The sequence below is a fragment of the Pseudidiomarina planktonica genome (assembly GCF_900177775.1).
GTDB classification, from domain to species: domain Bacteria; phylum Pseudomonadota; class Gammaproteobacteria; order Enterobacterales; family Alteromonadaceae; genus Pseudidiomarina; species Pseudidiomarina planktonica.
The window spans coordinates 238428-251079 of record NZ_FXWH01000003.1; the positions used below are offsets into that span (position 1 = coordinate 238428).

Genomic DNA, 12652 nt, shown 5'->3' on the forward strand with positions numbered 1-12652 from the left:
GGAGGGTTTATGGCATCACGGCTGGACAGTCAAATAACCCAACTTGAGGAAAACCTGAAACTGCATAAGTTGGCAGTAAGGTTTCACTCACAAAAGGTTGTTTCGATAACGCACAAGAATTTGTCTTCTCCAACAGCGCTGTGGTGTGCTGCAGGAACAGGATTTTTAGTTGGAAAAATAACGGATAGGCCGAAACGGACGAAGGCCGCCGGTAAAGAAGGATCCCGCACTAAACTAGTGGTCAACGTGTTAAGAGTCATTGCAGGAGTGCAAACTGCCAACAGCTTTGCAAAACATCTGTAAAGATGACGATACACTTACACGAATGGCGCTATAGTGATTGTCGGAATGATATTTCAATAACAGGAGGTTACCCCATGAAGAATTTTAAAATGGCATTACCAACAAGTTTAATCGCACTTTCAATGCTTACCGTTGCGGGCTGCAGTGAAGCAGAAACCGAACGCGCGGAATACGAAGCTGAAAATGCGGCGCAACAAACCGAAAATAAAGCTGAAAAAGCAGGAACCTACGCTGAGCGCAAAGCTGAAGACGCTGGTGAATATATTGATGACGCTGTTATCACCACCAAAGTTAAAGCCATTATTTTCGAAGACGACAATTTAAGCAGCATGGATATTAATGTCGAAACGAGCAATGGAATTGTTCAATTATCAGGCTTTGTTGAAGATTCAGCTGATATCGACACTGCTGAGAACCTGGCGGAAACTGTTGAAGGCGTTAAAGATATCGAAAATGATATCCAGGTGCGTAAAGACGATTACTAATTGTTTTTAGGTACGTGTAAGGAAGTTTGTGAATGGCATTCTGAAATACTCTGGTGAGTAGGCAGGAATGCCATTTTCATATTCGGTTTATGAAAAACTCCCGCGAAAATTAAGCCCCACGTTAACTATCCCATTTTAACTATTTAATTCGCTGAACAGCGTCAGCACATCGCTATGCACGCCCGAAGCGGTTAATGCCGCACCTACGCCAGGCCCTTGCACGGTAAGCGGTCCTTCGCAGTAGTGGTCACTATAAATCTGAAACGCGCTATCACCGGTTCGCACTGTGGCGAATAAACTGTCAGCAGCAAAGCTGGTGAGCTCTGCATTTGCCGTTAACTGCCCGTTAGTTAGTGCAACTGTACCTAAGTAATCCATGGGTTTTGCTGAATCGGTTTCCAGCCAGGGCTGCAGATAAGCGTCAAGCTTATTTATTTGCTGCCAGAATTGACTGAGGTCAACCTGTCGTAACTCCGGTGGCACCAAAGACTGCAGCTGAACATCGTTCGGATCAATAGTCCAACCGGCTTCACGCGCCAGAATAGTTAGTTTACGGGCAACGTCGTGACCACCTAAATCTTGTCTCGGATCCGGCTCGGTGTAACCAAGTTCAGCTGCTTGTTTTACCCAGTACGAAAACGCTTTGTCGCTGGCCTGAAACTGGCGCAGTATCCACGACAGCGAACCAGAACAAAGCCCCGAAATTTTATGAATAGTGTCATTGCCGCGCAGCCGTTCCTGAATAGCTGCCTGAATAGGCAAACCGGCGCCCACCGTAGTGTTTGCCAGCCAGTGGCGCTGGTGTTGCTGTAACGCCGCACGGAGCTTCTGGTAGTCCTGATTACTGCTGGCACCGGCGTATTTGTTGGCGCTAATAATATGCGCACCGGCAGCAATCCAGTCGGTGTAGTGGTGACGGATACGCTCGTCGGCGGTTAAGTCCAGCACTACCTTATGCGGATGGCTACAGGCTTCAAGCTGTTGCAGAATCACTGCCAGCGCGTCAGCAGGGCTGTGCTGTGTGGTATTGCTAAAGTCTTCACGCCAGTTGCTGACATTACCTTGGCAGTTTGTCAGGTAGCGCGTTGAGCGCACTATGGCAACAATTTCGGCCCCAACTGGTAGCTCAGGTGCAAAATTATCCAGCCAGTAACCGCCAACGTTACCGGCACCAACCACAATAATTCCTAAATTGGTTTGCGACAAAGCATGCTCCCGTTAGGTTTTGTTGGAAAGAGTTAAGAACTCACGTACCAGCGACGCATAGTTTGCGGTGTCTTTAATAAAGCCATCGTGGCCGTAACTGGATTCAAACAAATGTATTCCGGCACAGTTACTTAGTTGTTCGGCAAATTCGGTCATTAAATGCGGCGGTGCTAACTGATCGCTGGTGAAACCAATAACTAAGGTTGGCTGACCAATGCCTTGCGGGTCAAGCCTGAAGTTGTCCAGCGCCGGACCAAATTGCTCAAATAGTTGTGCGGTACGGCGTGGATTGCTAGCCACCAGCTGAGCCGCGCGTGAACGCAGGTAGTTGTACGCTTGTTTTGGCTCGGGGTGATAATAGTCCAGCGCCTGTGAGCTGCGATAACTAAACATGGCCAGCGCCCGGGCAAGTTCGGCTCCCAAATCCGCATTGCCTGCGGTTTGTGCTAACTGCAACAGGTCGCGCTGAAAGTTGCGCAGAATCACCGCACTGGCATGGGGCCGGTGAGCCGCCGCAACTATCACCAGTTGCTTGATAGTTATTTTGCCTTGTTCAGCCAGCGCCAGAGCTACGGTGCCACCAAAAGAACCACCAATAACGGCAGCTACACTGTTGATACCAGCGGCTATAAGGGCTTCGGCAATTAACCTGGCATGTTCGCTAAGGTCAGCCACCGGGCTGTTTTGCTCCAGTTCAGACTCGCCAATACCACCGGCATAATCCACTCCCACAATGCAGTAATCAGCAAGGGGTATGGCTGGCTCCAGCCCTTGCCACCAACCATCACCGGTGGGCGTAATGGCATGCCGGGTGCCGCTAATACCGCCCAGCACCAGAAGTTTGGGTAGCTCGGGGTTTCCAAACAGCGAAATGGCAATGGTACCGCCGGCAATAGCGCTATGTTTCAGTTGGTAGGTCACGTATCACCTTAATGAAGTAATTTTCGGATACTCAGAAAACACAAAGGGCACCTGCTGTGCCCTTTGATAGTTTAGCTTAAGCTTTATGAACTATAGCTTACCAGTCACCGGTTCGAATGGTAGCAATAAGTTCCTGAGCTACATTGCGCGCCAATACGTTACGGATTTGGTCTTGCTGAGTTGCAGTTCGTTCTTCGGCATCACAGCTGGCGCCACCTACATTCATAGGGCCTACCAGTTCAGTGGTAAACCGCGCTTGCGGTAATGGCGGGTTATCAACACGGTATTCGCGTACATGCGGCTGGTTCTGATAGTTTACCGCTTGTTGAATTTCGCGCAGGTTTGCTACGTAGCGGCGATACTCTAAGGCTAACTCAAGTTGTGAATCAGCACCGTGGAACTCACTGGCACTGTGGTTACCAATCCACACCACATCACCGGTTTTAACATTAATGAGCTTGGCGTTTAATGCGGCAACCAGAGTTTCGCACTGGAACCATTGCTTTTCATTTATGGCCGGGCGCAAGGCTGGATGCTTCGACATAAAGGCACGCACTTCATCAACCTGCATCAGGTTAATGTTTTCAGTTTTTACATCGTCGGTTACAAACTCGTTTATTTGCAGAATGTAATCGGCCTGAATATCACTGGCACTGGCGGCGCGAATAACTTCTGAAATATCCGTTAATTCCTGAGCACCGGCTTCACGTGAGCTGCCAGCAGAGCCAACTTTAAACTCAGCCTGTACTTCTTTAATGCGCTTGCTGTAATCAGAAACTGAGATATCGCCTTTCTTCATTTGCTCTTCAAGCTGCTCAAGAATTTTACTGGCTTGCGGATCAATTTCGCGACACTCGCGCCAACTGTTGATGTTACAGGCACTCTGGTCACGTAAATCACGCAAAATAGCTTCAAACTTGGAGCGGTCTTTCACTTGAAAGCCTGCACGTAGCAGTTCTTTTTCAATTTGCTGCTCAGCAATGTTGAAGTAACCAAGTGAGCGATATTCGCTGTCGGTACGCTGTGGATTCGCGCGGTACTGGTTATAAACATCAGGTACTGAAATAACCACCGAGCTACCAATTGGAATCGGGTAAGCGCGGGATTGCACCACGTTATTTTCAAGCTCCGCTGAATTCGAGCGGGACACTTTAAAGGTTGTTTTGTCTGATTCAGGAGCTGGAAGGTTTGGCATGGAAACTAGTGCAGCCTGAGAACTACAACCAGCCAAAAAAGCCACCAAAACACTGGCGATTATAGGATTGAGAAACTTCATAAAGATGACCCTGTCTTGTTAACTATTATTATTTGAAAGGAATTGCGTAAAAAAACAGCATTCATACTTTGCTGATTATAGTGAAGATTTCGTAAAAGTAATCCTAAATTTTTACAATTGTTGATTTAGATCGGGTAAATGCAGGGTGAATTGAGTGCCTTGTTGGGGAGCTGTGGTGACGCTAATGCTTCCATTCAGTTTTTGCGTTACCAGATTATAAACAATATACAGGCCTAAACCTGACCCGCCGTTATGCCGGGCGGTCGTATAAAATGGGTCGAATATTTGTTTACGAGTGTTTTTGTCCATGCCCGAACCATTGTCGGTAAAGGTAAGGGTAATACCGGTATCGGTTTCGCTACCCGTTATAGTAACAGTGTTCCTACCTCCGGGATCGGTAAAGGCGTGGGTGCAACTATTACTGAGCAGGTTGGTCACAATTTGGGCGATAGCTCCCTGATAGGTTTTTATAAAAACTTCTTCATTGCAGTCAATAATCACATCTACTTGTTGTTCTTTAATCAGCGGCCGCAAGCTAAACATGAGTGCTTCCAGGTAGTTGCAAATATAGCAATCTACCAACTCAAAACTGGATTGATCGACGGCGGTACGTTTGAAGTTTTGTATCAGTAAAGCTGCGCGCTCAATATTTGAATACAGTAAATCGTACGCCTGTTGGGTTTCATCCATAAAAGAAGCCATGCCTTTGCGTGACAAATTACCTTCGTTAATGCGTTCTCTTAATTTATTTAATTGATGCTGACTGTGGCTGATAGCGGTAACGGCAATTCCTAACGGGGTATTTACTTCGTGCGCAACGCCAGCCACCAGTTTACCTAATGCGGCCATTTTTTCGGTTTCTATCAAACGTTCCTGGGCATACTCGAAGTTTGCCAGAGCTTTTTCCAGTGACTCAGTTCGTTCCGCTACTATTTGCTCAAGTTTGTCATTTTGCTGTTGCAGTTGTTGCTGAAAGCGAGCGCGCTCGGCAGCACTAAGAACCCGGCCATACAAATCTGCCATGGCTGAAGCGAAGGTTACTTCGTCTGCCTGCCACAACCGGGTGTGATCGCAATGTTCGCAACACAAAATACCCACCATAACGCCGCGGTGCCGCAGTGGTGCGTCTAACATGGCTTGTATATTTAAGGGTCTGCAGTAGGGCTCGCCAAATTCAGCGGTATCGGGGTGACTGTAAACATCGTGGGCAACAATGGCTCTGTCTTCCAGCAGTGCTTCAAAATAACTGGGGAATTCGCGGTGGGTAATGACTAAACCGGAGCTGCTTTTGCCCGTGCGTTGGTCAATGAGCAGTTCACAGGTAATTGCCATGCTATCGTTACTCAATACCCACACGCTGGCGCGATCAACCTGCAGCCCTTCAAGCACGGCTTCCAACATAACTTGTATGGCAGAGTGCAACTCACCGCTATCAATAACTGGTGATTTGGAAACCTCTAAAAGGATATTCTCAAGATCCTTTCGCATGCTGACCTATTACCCAAAATGTTGAAATTTAAGAATAAGCAAGATTTCGACAAGATGCTAGCATGACCTGACAGTCATTGAACCTGTCTTGGTGCGTGTTCATCGGGCGAAGGCTGGACAAAGCTCGCCAACAGCGATAGAACAGGGCTACACGAACAATAAATCCAAGGAATAATTATGAAGAAGCTAACGCCAATTGCGCTTGCTTTAGCCACGAGTCTGGCTGCATTTACCGCACCTTTTACGCTGAGTGCGCAGGAACAACCTGCACAGTGGGAAGTAAATGATCCCTCGGGCGAATTTAAAGATGTTTCAATTAACGTATCCGAAGGTACCTGGATGAACGTTGATTTGAGCCCGGATGGCAAAACCATAGTGTTTGATTTGCTGGGTGACATTTACCAGATGCCGGCCAAGGGTGGCGATGCGAAGTTGTTGCGCGGTGGTATTGCCTGGCAAATGCAGGCGGTGTACTCGCCTGATGGCAAATCTATTGCCTTTACCACCGACGAAGGTGGTGGCGACAACATTTGGGTAATGGATGCCGACGGCAGCAATGCCCGCGCAGTTACCGATGAAACTTTCCGGTTGTTAAACAGCCCGGCCTGGAGCCCTGACAGCAACTATATAGTGGCACGTAAGCACTATACTGCAGGTCGTTCGCTGGGCGCAGGTGAAGTGTGGATGTACCATGTGAATGGTGGCTCTGGGGTGCAGCTAACGGCACGACCAAATGATCAGAAAGATCTGGGTGAACCGGCATTTTCAGCTGATGGTCGCTACATTTATTTTTCCCAGGACGATACTCCGGGCAAAACTTTCCATTACAGCAAAGACTCCATTGAAGGTATTTACACCATCAAGCAATACGATCGTGAAACCGGCGAAATTGATGTTCTATTAAGTGGAACCGGTGGCGCTATTCGGCCAACGCCATCACCAGATGGTAACTACCTGGCTTATATTCGCCGCGAAGATTTTAAAAGTGTGCTCTACACCTACAACCTGAAAACTGGTGAGAAAACTCGTTTGTATGACGGGCTGGACCGTGACATGCAGGAAACCTGGGCCATTCACGGTGTTTATCCGACTATGGACTGGACGCCCGACAGTGAAGAACTAGTATTCTGGGCTGGCGGTAAAATCATGCGGTTAGACGTTGAAAGTCGTTCTGCCCGCGTGATTCCATTCAGTGTTGAAACCACCAAGAAAGTGCAGACCGCTGTGCGTTATCAGCAGAATATTGACCAGGACCAGTTCCCGGTAAAAATGCTACGTATGGTGCAAGTGTCTCCTGACGGTGAACAAGTGGTGTACGAAGCTATGGGGCATTTGTATACCCGTGCCTTACCAGATGGCAAACCACAACGACTGACCAGTCAAAACGAGACGTTTGAGTTGTATCCGCAGTTTTCCCGCGACGGTAAGTCACTGGTTTATGCAACCTGGGACGACCAGCAGCAGGGGCAACTTATTGTTCGCAATGTAAGTTCCGGCAAAGAGCAGGTGCTAAACACCGGTGGCGGTAAGTTTGTGGAACCTACCTTTACGCCAGACGGCAAAACTGTGGTGTATCGCAAAATTAGCGGTGGCTACATTACGCCAACCTCACATGGATTAAATCCAGGCGTTTATCAGGTGGCTGCGAACGGTTCCGGGGAAGCCAAACTGGTAAGTGAACGTGGCAGTCAGCCGCAATTCGGCAAACGTAGCGACCGGGTATATTTGCTTGGTTATGGTGAAACCCCTGAGCTTATAAGCGTTGACATGGTAACTGGCGAAGCACGTACGCTTTACACCGCCGAGCATGCCACCGAGTTCAGAGTGTCACCAGACGGCCAGCAACTGGCCTTTGCTGAGCGCTTTAAAGTATTTGTAACGCCGTTCGTAGAACGCGGCAAGCCAATTAGCATTAGCCCAACTGACAAGCAGTTCCCGGTTGAACAGTTGTCTGTGCGTGCCGGTGAAAATATTTCCTGGACTGCTGATGGCAAGCAGTTGTACTGGTCGCTTGGGCCGGAGCTTTATCATGCCGATGTAAGTGACGTGTTTGCACAGCCTAAGACTGACGACGATGCTGCCCTGGCCAGTGTTGAGAACGGCATTAATATTTCGTTCACTGCCGATGCCGCCATACCTGATGGCAGCGTGGCTTTTGTTGGCGGCCGGGTGATTACCATGGAAGGTGCTAAAGTGATTGAAAACGGTACTGTGGTAGTAACCGGTAACAAAATAGTTGCGGTGGGTGAATCAGACAGTGTTGATGTACCTGCTGGCGCCAAAGTTATTGATGTCTCAGGCAAAACGGTAATGCCGGGTCTGTTTGACGGACACGCGCACGGCCCGCAGGGTGACAACGAAATCATTCCGCAGCAAAACTGGAAAATGTACGCCACGCTGGCGTTCGGGGTGACTTCTATTCACGATCCGTCAAATGACACCACTGAGATTTTTGCGGCCAGTGAAATGCAAAAAGCTGGTGAAATTGCCGCGCCGCGAATCTTCTCTACCGGAACCATTTTGTATGGTGCCAATGGCCCGGGCTATACCTCTCATGTGGATACCCTGGACGACGCCAAGTTTCATTTAGAGCGTTTGAAGAAAGTGGGTGCGTTCTCGGTGAAGAGCTACAACCAACCACGCCGTAATCAGCGTCAGCAAATTATTGCGGCTGCGCGTGAGCTGGAAATGATGGTAGTGCCTGAAGGCGGCTCCTTGCTGCAGCACAACCTGAGCATGATTGCCGACGGCCATACCACGGTGGAGCACTCTATTCCGGTAGCGAACATGTATAAAGACATCGAGCAGTTCTGGAGCCAGAGCGAAACCGACTACACGCCAACTCTGGGTGTCGCCTACGGTGGTATCTGGGGCGAGAACTACTGGTATGCAGAAACTGACGTGTGGGAGCATCCGCGCCTGAGTGCCTTTGTTCCGCAAGATATTCTGGCACCAGCGTCAATGCGTCGGGAAAAAGCGCCGCATAACCATTACAACCACTTTAACAATGCCCATGTGGCGAAGCAGTTAAATGACCTGGGTGTGAATGTAACCTCGGGTGCGCATGGCCAACGTGAAGGTTTGGCACAGCATTGGGAAATCTGGATGATGGAGCAAGGTGGTATGACACCACTTGAAGCTTTGGCTACTGGTACCATTAATCCGGCCAAAGAGTTCGGTATGGATCATCAGCTGGGTACTCTGACCGAGGGCAAACTGGCTGACATTATTGTGATTGACGGCAACCCGCTGGAAGACATTCGGGTAACCGACAAAGTGACCCATACTATGGTGAATGGCCGCTTATATGATGCCGCTACCATGAACTTGTTGCACCCTCAGCAGCAAGACCGGGAAACCTTTTACTGGGAATAATCAGACCAAGGTCTGATGCAGGTTAGGCAAAAGCCAGTTATAATCCCGCTATATTCGTATAGCGGGATTTATTTTTTTCATGAATAACATAAAAGACATCGATCTGAACTTGCTGGTGTATTTGGACGTGTTGCTGCGTGAGCGCAACGTGACCAAAGCCGCGGCCCAACTCAACATTACTCAGCCAGCTATGAGTAACGGCCTGAAGCGCTTACGAACGCTATTAAACGATCCTATTTTAGTGCGTACCAGTGAAGGTATGATTCCAACCGAATGGGCGTTGGCCATGCAGGAGCAGGTTCGCCACATTCTGTATTCCGTTGAAGAAATGGTACAACCGGCACGGGAGTTTGAATCCCAAAGCAGTGACCGGGTGTTCCGTATCATGGCCTCCGACTACGCCGCCTCTACCTTAATGCCACGGCTATTAACGGCGTTAAAGCAGCAAGCACCGCGGGTTACTTTAGACATTATGACGCCCAGCGACATTAGCTTTCATGATGTTGAAAACGGCAAAGTAGACATTGCCATTAACCGGTTTGATAAATTACCTCAGTCGTTTCACCAGAAATCTATTTGGGAAGATGACTTTTCCTGTTTGATTCGCCGTGATCACCCGCTACTGGAAAACTTTACGCTGGAAAATTATTTAAAAGCGGAGCACGTGTGGGTAAGCAAAACCGGTTTTGGTGTGGGTGTGGGTATGGACCCGCACGACGTGCAGAAGTTGGGTTGGGTTGATGAAGCTTTAGGTAAAATTGGCCATAAACGCGAAATCCGGGTGTTTACCCGGAACTATCACGTAGCTATGTATTTAGCGCGGCAGGGGTTAATTGCAACGCTACCAACCCGCGCTGCGTCGCTGTATCAAAATGATAGCGAACTAACAGTAAAAGCCCCGCCGTTTGCTATTCCGCCGCTGGCGCTAACCATGATCTGGAGCCCGCTGCTGCAGCACGATGCTGGTCACCGTTGGTTTCGTCAACTGGTGGCAACAACGGCTGCAGAAGAATAAGCTCGCTCTTAAACCAAAGCTTAGGCACTGCGCGTTGCCAGCGCCGGTGAAATGGCTGCGGCTCGGCGAGCCGGGCCAAGCACCGCTAACTGGCCCACTACCAGCAGCACTGCCATGGCTATCGGCAGGTAATGCCAGCCAACCCGTGGCAAGCTAAACACATCCACCAGCCAGATATTCAGCGCAATACTTGAGCCTACGCCTAAAATCAGACCACAACTGGTAACCAGTGCGTTTTCCACTAAAAAGTGACGGATAATTTGCCAGCGGGTAGCACCTAATGCCCGGCGCGTACCAATTTGCTTACGTCGACGGTTCACACTGAAAGTAACCATGCCGACAATGCCTAACGCCGTAATAATGGTGAGTACCGTTACTATTACCCACAGAATAGTCTGCAGTGCCTGATGGCCGCGATAGCTGTCGTCACGGGTTTCTTCCATAGTGCGAACATTCCGAATTAACCGGCCAACATCACGATCCAGCAATAGTTTCTCGGTGGCTTTAATCATGGCATCACGCTGGCCTGGCTCGGTGCGAATAAAGTAACGTGACGAGCCAAACAGGGTGCGTTGTGGCACCAGCATCACTCGTTCAACCGCACTCCAGCCCACCCAGGGCGCTTGCAACTGGTCCATGATGCCAATAATAGTCATAGGCTCATCGTTGTTGATATACACGGTTTTACCCACGGCTTCGCTCACGCTAAGATCCGGGAATAATTCTTTCGCGGCCGCTTCGGTAATAATAATATTTTGTGGCCACTCAGTGGCATTACGCCCGCGGTAACCGATTTCCGAAGCACTGAAATTACGCCCCGCAATCAGTTCTACGTCCAAGGTATTCATGCCATTGTCGTCAACAAAGTACACGGCAATACCAGAGCCGCGTGCTTCAGCGCCGGGTTCAACTGACAAGCCCATTGACCAGCCACCACCACTAAGTGGAATGGCATTAATCTGGGTGGCATCCACAATACCCGGCAACTGGCGAATTAAGCGCAAATCTTCTTCTACTACCAGTTGCTCGTTGAAGTCCTGCGCATAACCGGTGCTGGACAGATAAAACTGGTTTGCTTCGTCGAGCCCCGAAGGGCGCGCCATTAAAGAGCTGCGGTTCTCAATCATGTGAATAGCGTTCACCATAATGGTCATAGTGACCGCTATTTGCAGTGCCAGTAACAAAGCACCAACCTTATTGCGCAGTAGTGCGCGAAAAATAGGTCCTAGTTCGCTCATTGTTATAATCCTTAATAGTGTTGCTACTGGGTTTTAAGCTGACCGGCAGGAGCTACGCTGCAGGTACGCCAGGTTGGATAAATACCAGCTAATACGGTGCTGACAATGGCCAGAACTACGGCAAGTGCCGCCATGGTTAAATCCAGTTCGGCTAACCCTCTGGTGTCTTCGCCATACAAACCGGAAACCCCTTGTAAACCCAGCCAGGCAATAGCTAAGCCCAAAATACCGCCGGCAACACCCAACATGGCGGACTCAATAATGTGCTGTAAAAATAAGGTGCGCTTACTGGCACCAACGGCGCGGCGTAGAGCTATTTCAGGGGTACGGCCAATAAACTTAGCCAGCAACAACGCCACAGTGTTAAGTAAACAGACCACCAGGAACATGAGCGCCATATACATCATCATGCGCGCGTCATCTGCCACTACTTCCTGGTTTTCCATCCACTCCATAACGTCGGAAAGGCGATTATTCTGTTCCCGTGGGAAGCGACCTAAACGCTTTTGCTCTTCAACATAGCTGTGCAAAAACGACAGGTAATCGGCTTTTTCGGCGTCACTGTCCAGCTGCACCCACATCTGATAGTTAATACACTCAGAGCCGAGGTAAGCGCTAAAGCCACCTTCTTCGAAGGGTTTCCAGCAGTTGTTATTGCCGCTGCTGGGTAGTTCCATGGCTTGTTTCAACAAAAATGGAATGTAAACGTCTTCCATTTCGTTGAAGGCGCCGGTGGTTACGTCAAAAAACTTGGGCTTTAATTCCCAGCTGTCCAGCACCCCAACAACCTGAAAAGTGGTGCCAGCCATAACCAGATTACGGCCTACGGAGTCTTCACCACCAAATAGCTCGTCGTTCATTTTTTTGCTAAGCACCACCACCCGGCGCAGATCTTGATCAGCGGAGTTTTGCCAGCCGGAGCCATATAAAAATGGCACATCAAACATCGGGAAAAAGTCACTGTAGGCCAGCCGTACGCTGGCAATAAATGGCTTTTGTTCGGCGCGCTCAGGTTCTATTACAACATTGGAAGTTGCTATAGCCGATTGGCGTTTGGCCTGTTTAGCAGCGGTTAGGTTGGTCGCTTCTGTCCAGGTTACCTGATCCGGTGGTTCGTTCGGCTCAGTGTAGGGTTGGTTTGGATCCCAGCTGTCTAATTGCACATAAAACAGCTGCTCACTTTTATGCGGAATAGGGTTGGCCGACATCAAATAATTCACCGTAATGGTGGTCATGGCGGCACCAATACCAAGGCCAATAGCGGCTATCATTAAACCGGTTAACAGCAGGTTGCGGCGCAAACTTAGCAGCGAAAGTTTAAAGTAATAAGCAATCATAGTGCGCT

At 49.2% G+C, this 12652-nt stretch carries 10 protein-coding genes; 4 read left to right on the plus strand and 6 right to left on the minus strand.

Going from position 1 to position 12652, the window contains the following annotated elements:
* The first annotated feature begins 9 nt into the window (after window positions 1-9).
* Together CCE91_RS11235 and CCE91_RS11240 are read left to right on the plus strand one after the other, a co-directional pair.
* Complete coding sequence (locus CCE91_RS11235; protein WP_086435389.1) at window positions 10-303, plus strand: hypothetical protein; 294 nt, start codon at window positions 10-12, stop codon at window positions 301-303.
* A gap of 74 nt (window positions 304-377) precedes the next feature.
* Entirely contained in the window at window positions 378-788 is a 411-nt protein-coding gene (locus CCE91_RS11240) for a BON domain-containing protein (RefSeq protein ID WP_086435390.1), read from the plus strand.
* Window positions 789-923: 135 nt separating this feature from the next.
* Here CCE91_RS11240 and CCE91_RS11245 read toward each other — a convergent pair whose 3' ends face one another.
* The 4 genes from CCE91_RS11245 to CCE91_RS11260 all read right to left on the minus strand — a co-directional run bounded on the left by CCE91_RS11245 (window position 924) and on the right by CCE91_RS11260 (window position 5679).
* The gene (locus tag CCE91_RS11245; RefSeq protein ID WP_086435391.1) at window positions 924-1994 is read right to left on the minus strand and encodes a hypothetical protein; all 1071 of its coding nucleotides are present in this window, start codon (window positions 1992-1994) and stop codon (window positions 924-926) included.
* A 12-nt stretch (window positions 1995-2006) separates the two neighbouring features.
* The gene (locus CCE91_RS11250; protein ID WP_086435392.1) at window positions 2007-2915 is read right to left on the minus strand and encodes an alpha/beta fold hydrolase; all 909 of its coding nucleotides are present in this window, start codon (window positions 2913-2915) and stop codon (window positions 2007-2009) included.
* 97 nt (window positions 2916-3012) lie between these two features.
* Window positions 3013-4110, minus strand: coding sequence for a hypothetical protein (locus CCE91_RS11255; RefSeq protein ID WP_126797220.1), 1098 nt, complete (start codon window positions 4108-4110; stop codon window positions 3013-3015).
* Window positions 4111-4302: 192 nt separating this feature from the next.
* Window positions 4303-5679 carry a sensor histidine kinase gene (locus tag CCE91_RS11260; protein WP_086435394.1) on the minus strand — a complete coding sequence of 459 codons (1377 nt, stop codon included), beginning with the start codon at window positions 5677-5679 and terminating at the stop codon, window positions 4303-4305.
* 177 nt (window positions 5680-5856) lie between these two features.
* Here CCE91_RS11260 and CCE91_RS11265 point away from each other — a divergent pair, with 177 nt between their 5' ends.
* Together CCE91_RS11265 and CCE91_RS11270 are read left to right on the plus strand one after the other, a co-directional pair.
* Window positions 5857-9054, plus strand: a complete 3198-nt coding sequence (locus CCE91_RS11265; RefSeq protein ID WP_086435395.1) for an amidohydrolase family protein — start codon at window positions 5857-5859, stop codon at window positions 9052-9054.
* 79 nt (window positions 9055-9133) lie between these two features.
* The gene (locus tag CCE91_RS11270; RefSeq protein WP_086435396.1) at window positions 9134-10069 is read left to right on the plus strand and encodes a LysR family transcriptional regulator; all 936 of its coding nucleotides are present in this window, start codon (window positions 9134-9136) and stop codon (window positions 10067-10069) included.
* Between the two features lie 20 nt (window positions 10070-10089).
* Here the strand turns inward: CCE91_RS11270 and CCE91_RS11275 are convergent, their stop codons facing one another.
* Window positions 10090-11307 carry an ABC transporter permease gene (locus tag CCE91_RS11275; RefSeq protein ID WP_086435397.1) on the minus strand — a complete coding sequence of 406 codons (1218 nt, stop codon included), beginning with the start codon at window positions 11305-11307 and terminating at the stop codon, window positions 10090-10092.
* A gap of 23 nt (window positions 11308-11330) precedes the next feature.
* Window positions 11331-12644: an ABC transporter permease gene (locus CCE91_RS11280; protein ID WP_086435398.1), complete on the minus strand. Its 1314-nt coding sequence runs from the start codon at window positions 12642-12644 to the stop codon at window positions 11331-11333.
* Between the last annotated feature and the right edge of the window lie 8 nt (window positions 12645-12652).

Bases quoted from the DNA above. Each gene is read 5' to 3' on its own strand.
- CCE91_RS11240 (WP_086435390.1), top strand. From the start codon at position 378: ATGAAGAATTTTAAAATGGCATTACCAACAAGTTTAATCGCACTTTCA.
- CCE91_RS11270 (WP_086435396.1), top strand. From the start codon at position 9,134: ATGAATAACATAAAAGACATCGATCTGAACTTGCTGGTGTATTTGGAC.
- CCE91_RS11235 (WP_086435389.1), top strand. From the start codon at position 10: ATGGCATCACGGCTGGACAGTCAAATAACCCAACTTGAGGAAAACCTG.
- CCE91_RS11265 (WP_086435395.1), top strand. From the start codon at position 5,857: ATGAAGAAGCTAACGCCAATTGCGCTTGCTTTAGCCACGAGTCTGGCT.
- CCE91_RS11275 (WP_086435397.1), bottom strand. From the start codon at position 11,307: ATGAGCGAACTAGGACCTATTTTTCGCGCACTACTGCGCAATAAGGTT.
- CCE91_RS11260 (WP_086435394.1), bottom strand. From the start codon at position 5,679: ATGCGAAAGGATCTTGAGAATATCCTTTTAGAGGTTTCCAAATCACCA.
- CCE91_RS11280 (WP_086435398.1), bottom strand. From the start codon at position 12,644: ATGATTGCTTATTACTTTAAACTTTCGCTGCTAAGTTTGCGCCGCAAC.
- CCE91_RS11255 (WP_126797220.1), bottom strand. From the start codon at position 4,110: ATGCCAAACCTTCCAGCTCCTGAATCAGACAAAACAACCTTTAAAGTG.